This window comes from Pseudomonas sp. 8AS (assembly GCF_902506505.1).
GTDB lineage: Bacteria > Pseudomonadota > Gammaproteobacteria > Pseudomonadales > Pseudomonadaceae > Aquipseudomonas.
On the sequence record NZ_LR733406.1, the window covers coordinates 2,041,643 to 2,058,545 of the forward strand.

Below are 16,903 nucleotides of genomic sequence, written 5' to 3' on the forward strand. Positions count from 1 at the left end.
GCCGGGCACGCTACCACAAAGCATCGTCACGCCGGCATTGGCCGATTGCCGCAGGGGCCGAGTGGGTGTCGCGGTTTCAGTCGATCAATACGCGCGGTTCATCACCCAGGCAGATGGTCAGCTGCTGGCCGCTGTCGGCATCGAATGCGCAATAGGGCAGGTTGTTCGACTGAACCTGGCCGAGCAACAGCAGCAGGCTGTACAGGCAGCTCAGCGCCAGGCCCGCACCCAGCATCCAGCGCAGCCGGCCCGGCGTGGCGAGCCGCCGCCTGGGAAGCAGCACGGCGGTGAACAGGGCGATCGCACAGATCAGCACATAGCCACTGAGTTCCTCGCGGCTCGGCGAGAGTATCAGGTAGCCGACATGCTCGGCCGGGTAACCCAGCCATTGCTTGAGTGCCAGGCCGCCGAGCAGCAGGAAGGTCAGCCCCCAGGTTTGGCGTGCCCCGCTCATGCCGAGCAGCCAGGCCAGGCCAAGGCCGGCCAGAGCTGCGAGCAAGGCCAGCAGCGCCAGGGCACCGCCGATTCCGCCGAGCAGGGTGCCGCCGACATCCTGCACCTGCAGTGTGTACAAACCACCGAGCAGCGCCCAGCCGGCACAGCTCAGCAGGCTGAACAGGCTGAGCCCGTGCCAGAGCCAGGTGCGGCTCAGCGGGCGTTCATCGCCGCAGGTCTCTGCCAAGGCTGATGTAGAGGGCAAGCGGCGCATACGAGTCCTTTCCTGTGCCGGGGCGCGCAGGCTAGCAGAGCCGCTCCGACGCGGCCAGGCGGGGCGCCGGGGCGCTCAAGAAACTGGCTATGCTTACCGACATAACAACAAGTTGCCGTCCTGTCTGGAGTTTCCCCATGCCGCGTTTCTTCGCCGACCTTGGCTTCCGCTGGAAGATTGCCCTGCCGATACTCCTGCTGGCGGTGCTGCTGGTGCTCATGGGGTTTCTGGGGATGCGTGGTATCAGCCAGGTGGCCGATTCCAGCACGCGCCTGAGCAATCGTTCCCTGCCGGCCATCAGCCTGCTGCTGAATGCCGACCGTGACCTGTACCAGGCCTTCGTCGCCGAACGCAGCCTGCTCGATGAGGGCGCCGGCGAACATGCAGCTGCGCTGCGCGCCGCCCATGCCGAGAATGCCCAGCAGGCCTACGAGCGAGTGCACAAGTACGCCGAAATGCAGCCCAGCGCCGAGGCGCTCAAGCTGGTGGCCGATTTCGACCGTGGCTTTAGCCAATGGCAGGCGACTTCCAGGCGGGTTCTGCAGTTGCTGGCCAGCGATCCGGCCGCGGCCTCGGCGCTCAGCTATGGCGACAGCGAAGCGCAGTTCGAAGCCATGCGCGACTCGATCGACAAGCTGGGCGAACTGGAAGATGGTGCGGCCAATGCCGAAGGCGCCGCGGCTATTGCCCTGGGTGAGGAGCTGCGCTGGCAGCAAGGGCTGACCATCGCCATCGGCCTGGCGGTCTGTGTCGTGCTGGTGCTGGGATTCCCGATCCTGGTGACGCGCCCCTTGCATAACCTGTTGCAGCGCATCGAGCAGATTGCCGACGGCGACGGCGACTTGCGGGTGCGCCTGGATGTGCTGTCGCGCGATGAGCTGGGCAAGCTCAGCCATGCCTTCAACCGCTTCCTCGACAAGCTGCAGCCGCTGATCAAGGAGGTCGGCCGGGTCACCGGCGAGGTGGCCGATTCGGCGCAGACCCTGGCCGGGATGGCCGCCGCCAATGATCGCCTGATCAGCAGCGAGCACGCGGCGGTGGATCAGGTCAGCACCGCGGCAACCGAGATGAGCAGCGCCGTGCATGAGGTGGCGCGCAATGCGCAGCAGGCCGCGGACGCGGCGCGCTCGGCCGAAACCCAGTCCCGCGAAGGGGCGCAGGTGGTCGGTGCGACCATCCAGGCCATCCGCCAGCTGGCCCACGAGGTGGAAAGTGCTTCCAGCACCATCCAGACCCTGGAGCAGGAAACGGCCAACATCGGTGCGGTTCTCGCGGTGATCAAGGGCATTGCCGAGCAGACCAACCTGCTGGCCTTGAATGCGGCGATCGAGGCGGCCCGTGCGGGCGAGCAGGGCCGCGGTTTTGCCGTGGTCGCCGACGAGGTGCGGGCGCTGGCCGCGCGTACCCAGGACTCGACCAAGGACATCCAGCAGATGATCGAGCGCTTGCAGATCGGCGTGCAGAATGCGGTCAAGGCCATGCACACGGGCAGCGAGAAGGCCCGCGACAGCGTCGAGCGTGCCGCCGGTGTCGATGGCGCCTTGTCGGCCACCGGCGACTCGGTGGCACGGATCAACGACATGGCGGCGCAGATCGCCACCGCCTGCGAAGAGCAGAGCAGCGTGACCGAGGAAATCGCGCGCAACATCAGCGATATTCGCGACCTGTCCAATGAGGCGGCGCTGACCTCGGAGCAGAGCACCCAGGCCAGTGCGCGGCTGTCCGAGTTGTCCAGCGGCCTGGCACAACTGGTCGGACGTTTTCGGGTTTAGCACTCTAAGTGGTTGAAGCAGTTGTAAGTTTGCTCTTAACCAGTACAATGGCGCGGCCCGTCGCCTGACGGGCTTCGTTATGGTGGTTCCGTCGGTCCCCCCGCAACGATCAGCCGTGAACCCGGTCAGGCCCGGAAGGGAGCAGCCGCAGCGGTGACATCGTGTGCCGGGGTGTGGCTGGCGGGACCGCCTCCATAACCCGCTCCGGGTTGTCTGTCTCCAGCGCCACCTCCGCTTCGTCTTCTCTGCCGCCTAGCCATGCCTGGCAGGGCGAAAGCATGCCTCTTGCACCTTCCTCGCGGTGCCAGCGCTCATCCGTGTCAGTTCCCGACCGGGCATTGCGCCGGCGCGGATGCAATTTACCCGGTGCTCCGCTAGGATTAGCCCCTCTGTTACCCAGACGCGACGGTTTTCGATGAGTTATCAGGTTCTTGCACGTAAATGGCGTCCGCGCTCGTTCCGCGAAATGGTCGGCCAGACCCATGTGCTCAAGGCCCTGATCAATGCCCTGGACAGCCAGCGCTTGCACCATGCGTACCTGTTTACCGGTACCCGCGGGGTGGGCAAGACCACCATCGCGCGGATCATCGCCAAGTGCCTGAACTGCGAAACCGGCATCAGTTCCACGCCGTGCGGTGAGTGTTCGGTATGCCGCGAGATCGACGAGGGGCGTTTCGTCGACCTGATCGAAGTCGACGCCGCCAGCCGCACCAAGGTCGAGGACACCCGCGAACTGCTGGAAAACGTGCAGTACGCACCGAGCCGCGGGCGCTACAAGGTCTATCTGATCGACGAAGTGCACATGCTCTCCACGCACTCGTTCAACGCGCTGCTCAAGACCCTCGAAGAGCCGCCGCCCCACGTCAAGTTCCTGCTGGCCACCACCGACCCGCAGAAACTGCCGGTCACCATTCTCTCCCGTTGCCTGCAGTTCTCCCTGAAGAACATGCCGCCGGAGCGGGTGGTCGAGCACCTGACCCATGTTTTGACTGCCGAGAGCGTGCCGTTCGAGGACGACGCCCTGTGGCTGCTCGGCCGTGCTGCCGATGGTTCGATGCGCGATGCTATGAGCCTGACCGACCAGGCCATCGCCTTCGGTGAGGGCAAGGTGCTGGCCGCCGATGTGCGTGCCATGCTCGGCACCCTCGACCACGGTCAGGTCTACGGCGTGCTGCATGCGCTGCTCGAAGGCGATGCGCGGGCGCTGCTGGAGGCCGTGCGCCATCTGGCCGAGCAAGGCCCGGACTGGAACGGCGTGCTCTCCGAGATGCTCAACGTGCTGCACCGGGTGGCGGTGGCCCAGGCCCTGCCGGAGGCGGTGGACAATGGCCAGGGCGACCGCGACAAGGTCCTGGCGCTGGCCCAGGCGCTGCCGGCCGAGGACGTGCAGTTCTACTACCAGATGGGCCTGATCGGCCGCCGCGACCTGCCGCTGGCGCCAGACCCGCGCAGCGGTTTCGAGATGGTCCTGCTGCGCATGTTGGCGTTCCGCCCGGCGGATGCCGACGGGGCGCCCCGTTCACCTTTAAAGGATCTGGGAATCAGCAAGGCCACAGCTGATTCCACGAACAACCCAGTGGCCGGCGCAGCCCTTGCTGCCCAGCCGGCTTCTATCGCATCTCCCGTCGTTGCCGCGCCCGTAGTTTCGGCGCCGCCCCCTGTCGTCGCGCCGATTGCAGCGGTCGAGCCGGTGCCTGCCCCCGTTGCGCCTGCGGAAGTGCCGGTGGCGGCCACTGTGGCGGCTCCGGCCAGCGCGCCGAGTATGGTCGAGGCGCCGGTCGTCGACCTGCCCTGGGAAGCGGCGAGCCAGCCCGCATTGCCGGTTGCCGAGCCCGTCGCCGAACCGCTGGTCGAGCCGGTGGTCGCGGAGCCGGTGGCGGCGATCGAGCCTGCCCCTGTGGCGGTCGCGGCCGAGCCGCCGCCTGTCGTTGCGGTGCCGGCTCCGGCCGCCGTGCTGCCGGCCGTTGCGCAGGCCGAGGAGGGCGATGACGACGAGCCGCCGCCCGGCGACTACGACTATGCCGAAGTGGATGGCGACAGCCTCGACTACGACTTCGACGTGTCGGCCGCCGAGGTGCAAGCCGAGCCCGAGCCGCTGCCGGCGGCCAAGCCGGCCACCGGCCTGGCGGCCGAGTGGCTGGACCTGTTCCCGCGCCTGGGCCTGTCCGGCATGACCGGCAGCATCGGCGCCAACTGCACCCTGATCGAAGCCGATGGCGACGCCTGGCTGCTGCACCTGGACCCGGGCCACAGCGCGCTGTTCAATGCCACCCAGCAGCGTCGTCTGAATGACGCGCTGAACCAGCACCTGGGGCGTAACATCGAGCTGCGCATCGAGCTGATCCTGCCCGAGCAGGAAACCCCGGCCCAGGCCGCTGCGCGCAAGCGCGCCGAGCGCCAGCGCCTGGCGGAACAGTCGATTCACGCCGACCCGCTGGTGCAGCAGATGATTCAACAATTCGGTGCGGTGATCCGCGCCGACTCCATCGAACCCCTGAATACCTAATTGGATAGCTGAGGAACCCATCATGATGAAAGGTGGCATGGCAGGCCTGATGAAGCAGGCTCAGCAGATGCAGGAAAAGATGCAGAAGATGCAGGAAGAGCTGGCCAATGCCGAAGTCACCGGCCAGTCCGGCGCCGGCCTGGTCAGCGTGGTGATGACCGGTCGCCACGACGTCAAGCGCATCACCCTGGACGACAGCCTGATGCAGGAAGACAAGGAAGTGCTGGAAGACCTGATCGCCGCCGCGGTCAACGATGCCGTGCGCAAGGTCGAGCAGAACAGCCAGGACAAGATGTCCGGCATGACCGCCGGCATGCAGCTTCCCCCCGGCTTCAAAATGCCCTTCTAAACCGGGACGTCCAGCCACAGCGCATAGCTGTGTTGCACTTCGGCCCGGGCATGCTCATTTACGGCCAGTAAACTCCGCTGCCCGGGCCGAATTGCGCCTTGCTCTGCACTGCGTCTGATCGCCCCTCGCTCCGTGTCTGTCTTTCAAAGCCATCTCCTACGGTATACCTCCATGAGCTTCAGCCCGCTGATCCGCCAACTGGTCGACGCCTTGCGCATCCTGCCCGGGGTCGGGCAGAAGACTGCCCAGCGCATGGCCCTGCAGATGCTCGAGCGCGATCGCAGTGGCGGGTTGCGCCTGGCCCAGGCGCTGAGCGCGGCGATGGAGGGGGTAGGGCACTGCACGCGCTGTCGGACCCTGAGCGAGGACGAGCTGTGCCCGCAGTGCGCCGACCCGCGCCGCGACGACAGCCTGCTGTGCGTGGTCGAGGGGCCGCTGGATGTGTTCGCCGTCGAGCAGACCGGCTATCGCGGGCGCTACTTCGTGCTCAAGGGCCATCTGTCGCCACTCGACGGCCTGGGTCCGGAGGCCATCGGCATTCCTGAGCTGCTGGCGCGGGTCGAGGCGGGCAGCTTCGGCGAAGTGATCCTGGCCACCAACCCGACGGTGGAAGGTGAGGCCACCGCCCACTACATTGCCCAGCTGCTCGACGGCAAGGGCATCATCCTGTCGCGTATCGCCCATGGCGTACCGCTGGGAGGCGAGCTGGAACTGGTGGACGGCGGCACGCTGGCCCATGCCTTTGCCGGAAGGCGGCCGATCGCCCACTGAACCTCCGCCAGGGGCACCGCGCCGGCCACCTGGGAGCGGCTTCAGCCGCGAATGGCGCAGCGCAGTGCGCTCCCGTCAGCGCGGACTCTGCGCGCTAGTGCGCCAGGACCGATGACGCTGGTATACATACATGAGAAGCATTACCATTCGCGCCAATTCGGTGTGAAGAGGTGGATGGTCTTTCATGGCAGTCAGCGCAACGCATCGGCAGCAAGCCGTGCAGCAGCTCTATCTCGAGCACAACGGCTGGTTGCGGGGCTGGCTGTGCCGGCGCCTGGGCTGCACGCAAAGCGCCGCCGATCTGGTCCAGGACACCTTCCTGCGCCTGCTGAGCAAGGAGCGCGAACTGTCCCCGCTGCGCGACCCGCGCGCCTACCTGTCGACCATCGCCCACTCGCTGCTGGTCAACCACTGGCGGCGCCTGGCCATCGAGCGTGCCTACCTGGAGTCCCTGGCGCAGCAGGCCGAGCGCTACGCGCCGTCGCCGGAAGAGCGCGAGCTGATCATGGCCACCCTGCTGCAGATCGACGCCATGCTGCGGCGCCTGCCGGGCAAGGTGCGCGAGGCCTTCCTCCTGGCCCAGCTCGATGGCCTGACCTATGCGCAGATCGCCGGCCGCCTCGGCATCTCCGAGCGCATGGTGAAGAAGTACATGGCCCAGGCCATGCTGCACTGCCTGACTCTGGCGCAGGACTGAAGCATGGCCCGTATCGTCGAGGGTATCGAACATGCCGTGCTGGAGCAGGCCGCCGAATGGTTCGCCCTGCTGCGCAGCGAAGGCCTGGCCGCCCAGGAGCATGCGCGCTGGCAGGCGTGGCTGGAGGCGCGGCCGCAGCATCGCCTGGCCTGGCAGCGGGTCGAGGCGATCAGCCGACAGTTCGAGGGACTGGCGCAGCCACAGGTGGCGCGCCAGGCGTTGCAGGCACAAGGCCTGCCGCGTCGGCAGGCACTGAAGCTGCTCTCGCTGCTCGGCGCCAGCAGCGCCTTGCTGCTGGCCGGCCGCGCGCTGCCCTGGCAGCAGTGGCAGGCCAGCCAGCGCACGGCGGTGGGCGAGGTGCGCGAGGCGCGTCTCGCCGATGGCAGCCGTCTGTGGCTGAACACCGACAGTGCCGTGGAGCTGTTTTTCAGCGCCGGCGAGCGACGCCTGGCGCTGTATCGCGGCGAGCTGCTGATCGAGGCGCTGGCCGATAGCCGGCCGTTGCTGATCGATACCGCTCGCGGGCGACTGTGCGCAACGGCCGGGCGCTTCGGCGTGCATGAGCGCGAGCGTGGCACCCAGGTGGCGGCCTATGCCGGCAGCATCGAGCTGCTGTCGCCGGTGGTGCGGATCGCGGCAGGGCAGCAGCGCCTGCTCGGCAGCCAGGCCAGTGCGCCGCAGGCCCTGGATTCGGCCCGCCAGGCCTGGACCCGCGGCGTGCTGCTGGCCGACGACATGCGCCTGGGCGATTTCATCGCCGAGCTTGGCCGCTACCAACAGGGTTATCTCGGCTGCGACCCGCGGGTGGCCGAGCTGCGCCTGGTCGGCGCTTTCCCGCTGGCCGAGCGTGAGCGCATCTTCGGCGCCCTGGAGGCCAGCCTGCCGGTGCGCGTGGTGCGCCGCCTGCCCTGGTGGATCAGCGTCGAGCCGCGCGAAGCGGCTGCGACTTGAGTGCGCCGGAAAATATCTTGCATCGACGGTTCCCCTTTTCCGATCTCGCTTGGCTTCAGGGTTAACAGGGTCGATCCGGCCCGTCATTCAACCGAGCTCGCGAGGTCATTCATGCATACCCCATCCACTCGTCCCGTGCTGCAGCCGCTGCGCCGCGCCGTCCGCGTCGCCCTGCTGGCCATGCCGCTGGCGACCCTTATGCCGGGCCTGGCCGGCCTGGCCCAGGCCGCGGACAGCCAGCAGGCGCTGCGCAGCTACGCGATCCCGGCCGGTGCGTTGTCCACCGCGCTGAGCCGCTTCGCCAGCGAGGCGCAGATTCTCCTGGCGGTCGATGGCCAGCTCACCGCCGGCAAGCAGACCCAGGGCCTGCAGGGCCAGTTCGCCATCGACGAGGGCCTGGCCCGGCTGCTGCAGGGCAGCGGCCTGCAGGTGCTGCGCGATGCCCGCGGCGGCTATTCGCTGATTGCCCTGGAGGCGGGCAGCAGCCTGGCCCTGCCGGCCACCACGGTGGAAGGTTTCGCCCTGGGCAATGCGCTGGGCAGCATGGACGGCTACAACGCCACCCACAGCAGCGTGGCGACCAAGACCAGCAAGGAGCTGGTCAAGATCTCCCAGGCGGTGTCCGTGGTCACCCGCGAACAGATCGAGAAGCAGGGCTCGCGCACCGTTGCCGAGGCCGCCCGCTATACCGCCGGCGTGCTCACCAATCCCTACGGCAACACCCACCGCTACGACTACCTGGCCATGCGCGGGATCAACGACGGCTCGGTGGACAACATCATCATCGACGGCCTGAAGTCCATGGGCGACCCGGGCTCGTTCACCAGCCTGCAGATCGACCCCTACTTCATCGAGCGCATCGACCTGCTCAAGGGGCCGTCCTCGGTGCTCTACGGGCGCAGCAACCCGGGCGGTCTGGCCGCGCTGACGACCAAGCGCCCGGAGTTCGAGCAGGCCGGGCGCATCGACCTGTCCTATGGCAGCCACGACTACAAGCAGACCGCCTTCGACGTCACCGGCCCGCTCAGCGACAAGCTCGCCTACCGCCTGGTCGGCCTGGCCAAGGACAGCGACGTGCAGGTCGAGCATGTCGAGGAGACCCGCTACGCGCTGATGCCCAGTCTGGCGCTGAACCTCAGCGACGACACCTACCTGAACCTCTACGCCTACCTGCAGCACGACCCCAACGGCGGCTACCACGGCAGCGCGCCGGCTTCCGGCACCCTGCACAAGCGCAACGGCGAGCGCATCTCCGCCAGCTTCTTCGAGGGCGATCCGGAGCTGGAAGAATTCACCCGTACCCAGCAGATGCTCGGCTACGAGCTGGAGCACCGCTTCAACGACACCTGGAGTGCGCGGCAGAACTTCCGCTACCTGGACGCCAGCACCGAGAACAGCCAGGTCTGGGCCAGCGGCTACCTGAGCCCGAGCAGCAACCAGCTGTACCGCGGCTTCAGCGGCGGCGAGGAGAGTCTGCATGCCTGGATCGTCGACAACCTGCTGCAGGCCGACTTCGCCACCGGCGCGGCGCAGCACATCGTCGTCACCGGCCTGGACTACCAGTACTCGAAGAACAAGGTGCGCTACGACCGCGACTACAGCTCGGTGACCCCGATCGACGTGTTCGACCCGGTCTACAGCCCCAACGACCTGTCCGCTCTGGCCACCGCCAGCGAGGCGCTGCGCCGGCAGAAGCAGGCCGGCCTGTATATCCAGGACCTGATCGAGCTGGGCGGCTGGAACTTCAGCTCCGGCCTGCGCCAGGACTGGTACGACGTGTCCATCGACGACTATCGCCAGGGCAGCAAGGACGCCAACACCGGCGACAAGCTCAGCGGCCATCTCGGCGTGCTCTACGCCTTCGCCAATGGTCTGTCGCCCTATGTCAGCTACTCCACCTCGTTCAACCCGACTTCCAACTACTCCGACGGCGCGCAGATCCTCAAGCCGACCACCGGCGAGCAGTGGGAAGCCGGCCTGAAGTTCCAGCCGCCGGGCAGCGACGACCTGTACGCCCTCTCATTCTTCACCATCGAGATGGAGAACCTGTTCGCCAAGGAGAACAGCTTCACCGACAGCTACGAGTACAAGGGCGTCGGCGGCGTGGAGTCCAGGGGCGTGGAGCTGGAGGCGCGGGTGCAGGTCAGCGACAACCTGCAGCTGATGGGCAGCTACACCTACAACGACGTGGAGTACAGCAAGTCCTACTTCGTCTTCGACGCCCTCGGCGGGGTGGTCGATGCCAAGGGCAACACGCCGTACCAGACCCCCGAGCAGATGGCCAGCCTGTGGGCCGACTACGGTTTCAAGGACGGCCTGCTGGCCGGCCTGACCCTCGGCGCCGGCGCACGCTACGTGGGCGAGAGCTACGGCAGCGACCTCAACGACTTCGAGGTGCCGGCCTACACCCTGTTCGATGCGGCGCTCAGCTATGACCTGGCCAACGTCGGCCTGCAGGGCACCTCGCTACGGGTCAATGCCAACAACCTCACCGACGAGTACTACGTGGCCTCCTGCTACTCGGCCAATGCCTGCTACCTGGGCGAGGAGCGCAGCGTGGTGGCCAGCGTCACCCAGAAGTTCTGACGAACCGACCGCCGCCTCGCGAGGGGCGGCGGTCTTCTGCTGTCTGCAAGACGGAAGTACATCATGCGCAACCTCCTGGTCCTGCTGCACCGCTACCTGGGCCTGGCCACCGCGATATTCCTCGCCCTGGCCGGCCTGACCGGCAGCGTGCTGGCCTTCCACCACGAGCTGGACGAGTGGCTCAACCCGCAGTTCTATCAGACCGATCGCGCCACCACGGCGCGCCTGGACGGCCCCGAACTGATCGAGCGCTTCGAGGCCAGCCAGCCGCAGCGCCTGGTCTGGTACCTGGAGCAGCCGGACGAGCCCGGCCATTCGGCGCTGCTGGCCACCGTGCCGCGCACCGATCCGGCCAGCGGCCAGCCCTATGCGCTGGCGCCCCGGGTGTTCTACCTCGACCCGGCGGACGGCCGCGTGCTGGGCGAGCGGGAGTGGGGCGCCTGCTGCTTTTCCAGGGAGAACCTGGTGCCCTTTATCCTGGAGTTCCACTACAACCTCAGCCTGCCCGGCAACTGGGGCATCCTGCTGATGGGCCTGGTGGCCATCCTCTGGACCCTCGATTGCCTGGTTTCGCTGTGGCTGACCCTGCCCCGCGGCCGGCCGTTCTGGCGCAAGTGGGGCAAGGCCTGGCAGATCAAGCGCCAGCGCCTCAACCACGACCTGCACCGTGCCGGTGGCCTGTGGCTGTGGCTGCTGCTGACCCCGGTGGCGGTCAGCAGCGTGGCCATGAACCTGCCGGCCGAGGTGTTCAAGCCGCTGGTGTCGCTGTTCTCCGAGGTGCCGCTGAGTACCTATGAAGCGCGCGGGCGCCTGCCGAAGGATGAACTGGGCGAGCTGCGTCTGGATCATCGCCAGGCCTACCGGCTGGCGCGGGAGGAGGGCGATCGCCTGGGCCTGCACGCACCTGTCACCGAGCTGTACTACAGCTTCGAGTACAACTTCTTCGGTGCCGGCTTCGGCGACCACGCCAGCGACCAGGGCAACGCCTGGGTCTTCGTGGATGGCGAGGACGGCCGCGTGATCGGCCGCGAGATTCCCGGCGTGGGCACGCTCGGCGAGCGCTTCTACCAGCTGCAGCTGCCGATTCACGGCGGGCGCATCCTCGGCTTCCCAGGGCGGGTGCTGATCGCCGTGCTGGGCCTGGCGATTGCCGTGCTCAGCGTCACCGGCGTGGTGATCTGGTGGCGCAAGCAACGGGCGCGGCGCTTCGCCATCCGGCGGCGGGCAGCACAATCCTCGTCGGGCTTGGCCGATACGCCTTCTTGAAACCAAGCAAGCGCTCGGTTAAGGTCGTGGCAACCTTATCCGGAGCTGCCCCATGACTGCCTTCCAGGACTACTTCGACGACTCCCATCAACTGGTCCGCGATTCGGTACGCCGTTTCGTCGAGCGCGAAATCCTGCCCCACGTGGCGGACTGGGAGGAGGCCGAGGAGTTTCCCCGCGAGCTGTACCGCAAGGCCGGCGCCGCAGGCATCCTCGGCATCGGCTACCCGGAGCAGTTCGGCGGCAGCCACGAGGGCGACCTGTTCGCCAAGGTGGCGGCCAGCGAGGAACTGATGCGCTGCGGCTCCGGCGGCCTGGTGGCCGGGCTCGGCTCGCTGGATATCGGCCTGCCTCCGGTGCTCAAGTGGGCCCGTCCGGAGGTGCGTGAGCGCGTGGTGCCGCAGGTGCTGGCCGGCGAAAAGATCATGGCCCTGGCGGTGACCGAGCCGTCCGGCGGCTCCGACGTGGCTAGCTTGAAGACCCGTGCCGTGCGCGATGGCGACTGCTACCGGGTGACCGGCAGCAAGACCTTTATCACCAGCGGGGTAAGGGCGGATTACTACACGGTGGCGGTGCGCACCGGTGGCGAGGGCTTCGGCGGCGTCAGCCTGCTGCTGATCGAGAAGGGCACGCCGGGCTTCACCGTCGGCCGCTCGCTGAAGAAGATGGGCTGGTGGGCCTCCGACACCGCCGAGCTGTTCTTCGACGACTGCAAGGTGCCGCTGGGCAACCTGATCGGCGCCGAGAACATGGGCTTTGCCGGGATCATGGCCAACTTCCAGAGCGAGCGCCTGTCGCTGGCGATCATGGCCAACATGACCTCGCAGCTGGCGCTGGAGGAGGCGCTGAAATGGGCTAACGAGCGCCAGGCCTTCGGCAAGCCGATCGGCAAGTTCCAGGTGCTCAAGCACCGCCTGGCCGAGATGGCCACCCAGCTGGAAGTGTCGCGCGAGTTCACCTACCGCCAGGCCGCCAAGATGGCCGCCGGCAAGAGCGTGATCAAGGAGATCTCCATGGCCAAGAACTTCGCCACCGACGTCTCCGACCGCATCACCTACGACGCCACGCAGATCCTCGGCGGCATGGGCTTCATGCGCGAGTCGCTGGTCGAGCGCCTGTACCGCGACAACCGCATCCTCTCCATCGGCGGCGGCACGCGCGAAGTGATGAACGAGATCATCAGCAAGCAGATGGGCCTGTAGGCCACTGACCCTGTGCGCATGGCGCCTGCGGCGTTTTGCTGTACAGCAAACAGGCGCTTCAGCCCGTGAACAGAGCCCCGCCTGGCGGGGCTTTCTTCTGTCTGCGTTACGCCGCGCCGTGTTTGTGGCGGCTGGCCTGGACGATGCGCGCTGCCGGTACGTGCAGCTGGGTCAGCAGGTATTCGGCAAAATCCGGCGCATAGGGCTGGCGGGCGATGGCGCCGGCCATGCAGTCCAGCCAGGCCTGGCTATGTGCCTGGTCGATCGGCCACTGGGCGTGGAAGGCCGGGATGGCGATCGGGCCGTAGCGTTCGCTGAACAGGCGCGGGCCGCCCAGCCAGCCGCTGAGGAAGCAGGCCAGCTTGTCGCGCGCGAGATCCAGATTGTCCGGGTGCATGGCGCGGATGGCCGCAGCCTCCGGGCGCTGTTCCATCAGGTCATAGAAGTCGTCGACCAGGCGGCGCAAGCCGTCGATGCCGCCAGCGGCCTGGTAGGAGGCGTCACCAACGCCATAGGTCGGGGAATCGGACATGGACGGGGCTCCGGGCAAAAACGCAGTGTAACCGCTGCCGCGCGAGTGGCGGACTGGGGCAGGGCGCCGCAGCCGAATCAGGCAGATGGGCTTGCGCTCCAAGGGGTGAGAAGCTGAAAGCTGGTGCTCAGCCGAGCAGCGCTTGCGCCTTGGCCAGCAGGGCATAGCCCAGCGCCAGCAGCGGCCAGGCGCAGACCGGGCCGAACAGCAGGCGCCAGAGGCGATTGTACGGGTCGAAGCCGACGCCGTGGACGAAGCCGCCCGCCACGCCAATCATCACCAGCATCAGCAGCGAGTGGCTGTAGCGGCCCTGCTCATCGAGCATGGCCGCCGGGTGGATGAGCAGCAGCAGGGCCAGCGGGCTGGCCAGCAGCAGCGACAGCGCCCGACTCCACGGGCGCTGCAGCAGGGAGCGGGCCTCACTCGTCACCCGCAGGCTCCGTGTCGAGGTCCTGGGTGGTTTCCAGCCACAGGGCGTTGATGATGCCGAAGCTGCAGGCGAGCAATACGCCGAGAATCCAGGTGAAGTACCACATGGTCGATCTCCTCAATAAAGCCCGTGGCTGTTCTGTTCGATCTGGCCGGTGGTGACCTTGCCCCACATCTTCGCGTAGCACCACAGGGTGTAGACGAGGATCAGCGGGACGAAGATGCAGGCCGCGACGAACATGATGCCCAGGGTCTTGTGGCTGGATACCGCGTCCCACAGGGTCAGGCTGGAGTTCAGGTCCAGGCTCGACGGCATGATGAAGGGAAACATGGCGAAGCCGGCGGTGCACAGGGTGCCGCTGATGGCCAGGCTGGAGCCGAGGAAGGCCCAGGCGCCACGCTTGCCGGTGGCGGCTGCCAGGGCCAGGACGCCACCCAGAATGCCGGTCAGCGGGGCCAGCTTGGTCAGAGGGTAGCTGGCATAGTTGGCCAGCCAGCCGGCGTTGTCGTGCAGCACGCTCTTGCCCAGCGGGTTGATTGCCGCATTGGGGTCGAGGCCGGCGGCCAGGGTGTAGCCCTGGATGCCGCCCAGCCACAACCAGGCACCGGCGCCGATGAAGGCGCTCAGGTAGATCAGGGCCGTTAGCTGCGCGGCACGCTGGCTACGCCGGGCGATGTCGCCTTCGGTGCGCATCATCAGCCAGGTGGCGCCGTGCAGCATGAGCATGCTCAGGCTGACCACCCCGGCGAGCAGGCCGAAGGGGCTGAGCAGCTGCCAGAAACTACCGTGGTAGCTGACCCGCAGGGTCTCGTCGAACTGGAAGGGCACGCCCAGCAGCAGGTTGCCGAAGGCCACGCCGAACACCAGCGACGGCACCAGACCGCCGACGAACAGGCCCCAGTCCCAGCTGCTGCGCCAGCGGGTGTTTTCCAGCTTGCTGCGGTAGTCGAAGCCGACCGGACGCACGAACAGGGCAAACAGCACCAGCAGCATGGCCCAGTAGAAGCCGGAGAACGAGGCGGCATACACCAGTGGCCAGGCGGCGAACAGGGCGCCACCGGCGGTGATCAGCCAGACCTGGTTGCCGTCCCAGTGCGGGGCGATGGTGTTGATCACCACTCGGCGCTCCTGGTCGGTGCGGCCGACGAAGGGCAGCAGGGCGGCGGCGCCGAGGTCGAAGCCGTCGGTCAGGGCGAAGCCGATCAGCAGGACGCCGACCAGCACCCACCAGATCAGCTTGAGGCTTTCATAGTCGAACATGGCGATCTCCTCAGGCCTGGGCCGGCTGTAGCTGTTCGAAGTGGTAGCGGCCGGTGTGCAGGCTGCTCGGGCCCAGGCGGGCGAACTTGATCATCAGGTACATCTCGATCACCAGCAGCAGGCTGTAGAAGGCGATCAGGGCGATCAGCGAACCCCATACATCGCCGGCGGACACGCTGGAGGTGGACAAGTGGGTCGGCAGCACCTCGCCGATCGACCAGGGCTGGCGGCCGTGTTCGGCCACGTACCAGCCGGTCTGCGCGGCGATCCAGGGCAGCGGCAGGCTGAGCAGTGCCCACTTCAGCAGCCAGGGTTTGCGCTCCTCGTTCTTGCGCGCCGAGGCCCAGAAGGCGCAGGCGAACAGGGCCAGCATGAGGAAGCCGGAGGCGACCATGATGCGGAAGGTCCAGAACAGGCTGAACACGTTGGGGATGGTGTCCAGCGCGGCCTGCTTGATCTGCGCGTCCGTGGCATCGACCACCCTGGCGGTGTATTTCTTCAGCAGCAGGCCGTAGCCGAGGTCCTGCTTGACCGCGTTGAAGGCGGCGATGCTGGCCTCGCTCTTGTCGCCGCCACGCAGCTGTTCGAGCAGGGCATAGGCCTGCATGCCGCTGCGGATGCGCACTTCGTGCTCGGTAATCAGCTGCTTGATGCCCTTGACCTCGGTATCCAGCGAGCGGGTGGCGATCAGGCCGAGCGCGTAGGGGATCTTCACCGCGTAGTCGGTGCGCATCTCCTCCTGGTTGGGCAGGCCGAACAGGGTGAAGCCGGCCGGGGCGGGGTGGGTTTCCCACTCGGCCTCGATGGCAGCCAGCTTGGTCTTCTGCACGTCGCCGATCTCGTAGCCGGATTCGTCACCCAGCACGATCACCGAGAGGATCGAGGCCAGGCCGAAGGCCGAAGCGATGGCGAAGGAGCGGCGGGCAAAACCCTGGTCGCGCTTCTTCAGCAGGTAGTAGCTGGAGATGGCCAGGACGAAGATCGCCCCGGTGACATAGCCGGCGGCCACGGTATGGACGAACTTGACCTGCGCCACCGGGTTGAACAGCAGGGCGCCGAAGTCGGTCAGCTCCATGCGCATGGTCTCGAAGTTGAACTCGGCGCCCACCGGGTTCTGCATCCAGCCGTTGGCAATCAGGATCCACAGCGCCGACATGTTCGAGCCGATGGCCACCAGCCAGGTGACGGCCAGGTGCTGCACCCTGGACAGGCGATCCCAGCCGAAGAAGAACAGGCCGATGAAGGTCGATTCGAGGAAGAACGCCATCAGGCCCTCGATGGCCAGCGGCGCGCCGAAGATGTCACCGACATAGTGGCTGTAGTAGGCCCAGTTGGTGCCGAACTGGAACTCCATGGTCAGCCCGGTGGTGACGCCGAGGGCGAAGTTGATGCCGAACAGCTTGCCCCAGAACTTGACCATGTCCTTGTAGACCTGCTTGCCGGTCATCACGTAGACCGACTCCATGATCGCCAGCAGGAAGGCCAGGCCCAGGGTCAGCGGCACGAACAGGAAGTGGTACATCGCGGTCATGGCGAACTGCAGGCGTGACAGGTCGACGACTGTTTCCGAGATCATCTCGGTGTCTCCTCGGTGCGTTGGGATTCGCTGCTGGCGTTGCCCAGCAGGTGATTGGCGACACGGTTCAGGCCGTCTTCGGGCACGGTGGGTGCGTCGAACCAGATGGCTTTGATGGCGAACAGCAGGGCCAGCTTGATCAGTAGGATCGCGGCAATTTCGCGGACCAGCGCAATGCGCCAGATGGACGGCTGGATGGCCTTCATGCGGATACCCCGTGGAGTATGCTTGTAGCCTGGCCATAGTAACGTATTAGCGTTCGATCTTGATCAAACGCTCGTTACTCTCGGGCGTGGC

At 66.9% G+C, this 16,903-nt stretch carries 16 protein-coding genes, 1 other RNA gene and 1 pseudogene; 11 read left to right on the forward strand and 7 right to left on the reverse strand.

The genetic code is table 11. The features are described from left to right. Positions 1-76 precede the first annotated feature (76 nt). Positions 77-709: a hypothetical protein gene (locus tag GV001_RS09580; protein ID WP_160079399.1), complete on the reverse strand. Its 633-nt coding sequence runs from the start codon at positions 707-709 to the stop codon at positions 77-79. Positions 710-846: 137 nt separating this feature from the next. Between GV001_RS09580 and GV001_RS20350 the strand changes: the two are divergent. The 11 genes and pseudogenes from GV001_RS20350 to GV001_RS09630 form a co-directional block, all read left to right on the forward strand. Then, positions 847-1,623, forward strand: a pseudogene (locus tag GV001_RS20350) (MCP four helix bundle domain-containing protein); the annotation flags it as partial. Between the two features lie 78 nt (positions 1,624-1,701). Beyond that, a complete protein-coding gene (locus GV001_RS20355) occupies positions 1,702-2,481 on the forward strand; it encodes a methyl-accepting chemotaxis protein (protein WP_372238583.1) in 780 nt (259 codons plus the stop codon). 89 nt (positions 2,482-2,570) lie between these two features. Next, positions 2,571-2,667: signal recognition particle sRNA small type (gene ffs / locus GV001_RS09590), an RNA gene on the forward strand. A 229-nt stretch (positions 2,668-2,896) separates the two neighbouring features. Beyond that, positions 2,897-4,987, forward strand: coding sequence for a DNA polymerase III subunit gamma/tau (gene dnaX / locus GV001_RS09595; RefSeq protein WP_160079401.1), 2,091 nt, complete (start codon positions 2,897-2,899; stop codon positions 4,985-4,987). Between the two features lie 22 nt (positions 4,988-5,009). Beyond that, entirely contained in the window at positions 5,010-5,336 is a 327-nt protein-coding gene (locus tag GV001_RS09600) for a YbaB/EbfC family nucleoid-associated protein (RefSeq protein ID WP_074940389.1), read from the forward strand. A gap of 171 nt (positions 5,337-5,507) precedes the next feature. Next, positions 5,508-6,107 (forward strand): recombination mediator RecR, encoded by a 600-nt coding sequence (gene recR / locus GV001_RS09605; RefSeq protein ID WP_160079402.1) that lies wholly within the window; start codon positions 5,508-5,510, stop codon positions 6,105-6,107. 184 nt (positions 6,108-6,291) lie between these two features. Beyond that, the gene (locus tag GV001_RS09610) at positions 6,292-6,804 is read left to right on the forward strand and encodes a sigma-70 family RNA polymerase sigma factor (protein WP_160079403.1); all 513 of its coding nucleotides are present in this window, start codon (positions 6,292-6,294) and stop codon (positions 6,802-6,804) included. Positions 6,805-6,807: 3 nt separating this feature from the next. Next, positions 6,808-7,755: a FecR domain-containing protein gene (locus GV001_RS09615; protein WP_160079404.1), complete on the forward strand. Its 948-nt coding sequence runs from the start codon at positions 6,808-6,810 to the stop codon at positions 7,753-7,755. A 111-nt stretch (positions 7,756-7,866) separates the two neighbouring features. Further along, positions 7,867-10,341 carry a TonB-dependent siderophore receptor gene (locus GV001_RS09620; protein ID WP_160079405.1) on the forward strand — a complete coding sequence of 825 codons (2,475 nt, stop codon included), beginning with the start codon at positions 7,867-7,869 and terminating at the stop codon, positions 10,339-10,341. Positions 10,342-10,404: 63 nt separating this feature from the next. Further along, a complete protein-coding gene (locus GV001_RS09625) occupies positions 10,405-11,607 on the forward strand; it encodes a PepSY domain-containing protein (protein WP_160079406.1) in 1,203 nt (400 codons plus the stop codon). 52 nt (positions 11,608-11,659) lie between these two features. Next, on the forward strand, positions 11,660-12,808 hold the full coding sequence (locus GV001_RS09630; protein WP_160079407.1) for an acyl-CoA dehydrogenase family protein: 1,149 nt from the start codon (positions 11,660-11,662) through the stop codon (positions 12,806-12,808). A gap of 106 nt (positions 12,809-12,914) precedes the next feature. Here GV001_RS09630 and GV001_RS09635 read toward each other — a convergent pair whose 3' ends face one another. The 6 genes from GV001_RS09635 to cydP all read right to left on the reverse strand — a co-directional run bounded on the left by GV001_RS09635 (position 12,915) and on the right by cydP (position 16,812). Then, complete coding sequence (locus GV001_RS09635; protein WP_160079408.1) at positions 12,915-13,340, reverse strand: group II truncated hemoglobin; 426 nt, start codon at positions 13,338-13,340, stop codon at positions 12,915-12,917. Between the two features lie 127 nt (positions 13,341-13,467). Continuing rightward, a complete protein-coding gene (locus tag GV001_RS09640; protein WP_160079409.1) occupies positions 13,468-13,770 on the reverse strand; it encodes a cyd operon YbgE family protein in 303 nt (100 codons plus the stop codon). Further along, the gene (cydX, locus tag GV001_RS09645) at positions 13,760-13,876 is read right to left on the reverse strand and encodes a cytochrome bd-I oxidase subunit CydX (RefSeq protein WP_160079410.1); all 117 of its coding nucleotides are present in this window, start codon (positions 13,874-13,876) and stop codon (positions 13,760-13,762) included. The genes GV001_RS09640 and cydX overlap by 11 nt, the downstream gene beginning before the upstream one ends. A gap of 11 nt (positions 13,877-13,887) precedes the next feature. Further along, positions 13,888-15,030 (reverse strand): cytochrome d ubiquinol oxidase subunit II, encoded by a 1,143-nt coding sequence (gene cydB, locus GV001_RS09650; protein WP_160079411.1) that lies wholly within the window; start codon positions 15,028-15,030, stop codon positions 13,888-13,890. Positions 15,031-15,040: 10 nt separating this feature from the next. Next, the gene (locus GV001_RS09655; protein WP_160079412.1) at positions 15,041-16,606 is read right to left on the reverse strand and encodes a cytochrome ubiquinol oxidase subunit I; all 1,566 of its coding nucleotides are present in this window, start codon (positions 16,604-16,606) and stop codon (positions 15,041-15,043) included. Then, the gene (cydP, locus tag GV001_RS09660) at positions 16,603-16,812 is read right to left on the reverse strand and encodes a cytochrome oxidase putative small subunit CydP (RefSeq protein WP_160079413.1); all 210 of its coding nucleotides are present in this window, start codon (positions 16,810-16,812) and stop codon (positions 16,603-16,605) included. Before cydP ends, GV001_RS09655 begins: the two co-directional genes overlap by 4 nt. Positions 16,813-16,903 lie beyond the last annotated feature (91 nt).

What these genes read in the sequence shown, in the direction of transcription:
- GV001_RS09655 (WP_160079412.1), bottom strand. Translation starts at nt 16,606, where the DNA reads ATGATCTCGGAAACAGTCGTCGACCTGTCACGCCTGCAGTTCGCCATG.
- GV001_RS09635 (WP_160079408.1), bottom strand. Translation starts at nt 13,340, where the DNA reads ATGTCCGATTCCCCGACCTATGGCGTTGGTGACGCCTCCTACCAGGCC.
- cydB (WP_160079411.1), bottom strand. Translation starts at nt 15,030, where the DNA reads ATGTTCGACTATGAAAGCCTCAAGCTGATCTGGTGGGTGCTGGTCGGC.
- GV001_RS09620 (WP_160079405.1), top strand. Translation starts at nt 7,867, where the DNA reads ATGCATACCCCATCCACTCGTCCCGTGCTGCAGCCGCTGCGCCGCGCC.
- dnaX (WP_160079401.1), top strand. Translation starts at nt 2,897, where the DNA reads ATGAGTTATCAGGTTCTTGCACGTAAATGGCGTCCGCGCTCGTTCCGC.
- cydP (WP_160079413.1), bottom strand. Translation starts at nt 16,812, where the DNA reads ATGAAGGCCATCCAGCCGTCCATCTGGCGCATTGCGCTGGTCCGCGAA.
- GV001_RS09580 (WP_160079399.1), bottom strand. Translation starts at nt 709, where the DNA reads ATGCGCCGCTTGCCCTCTACATCAGCCTTGGCAGAGACCTGCGGCGAT.
- recR (WP_160079402.1), top strand. Translation starts at nt 5,508, where the DNA reads ATGAGCTTCAGCCCGCTGATCCGCCAACTGGTCGACGCCTTGCGCATC.
- GV001_RS09610 (WP_160079403.1), top strand. Translation starts at nt 6,292, where the DNA reads ATGGCAGTCAGCGCAACGCATCGGCAGCAAGCCGTGCAGCAGCTCTAT.
- GV001_RS09625 (WP_160079406.1), top strand. Translation starts at nt 10,405, where the DNA reads ATGCGCAACCTCCTGGTCCTGCTGCACCGCTACCTGGGCCTGGCCACC.
- GV001_RS09615 (WP_160079404.1), top strand. Translation starts at nt 6,808, where the DNA reads ATGGCCCGTATCGTCGAGGGTATCGAACATGCCGTGCTGGAGCAGGCC.
- cydX (WP_160079410.1), bottom strand. Translation starts at nt 13,876, where the DNA reads ATGTGGTACTTCACCTGGATTCTCGGCGTATTGCTCGCCTGCAGCTTC.
- GV001_RS20355 (WP_372238583.1), top strand. Translation starts at nt 1,702, where the DNA reads ATGGCCGCCGCCAATGATCGCCTGATCAGCAGCGAGCACGCGGCGGTG.
- GV001_RS09630 (WP_160079407.1), top strand. Translation starts at nt 11,660, where the DNA reads ATGACTGCCTTCCAGGACTACTTCGACGACTCCCATCAACTGGTCCGC.
- GV001_RS09600 (WP_074940389.1), top strand. Translation starts at nt 5,010, where the DNA reads ATGATGAAAGGTGGCATGGCAGGCCTGATGAAGCAGGCTCAGCAGATG.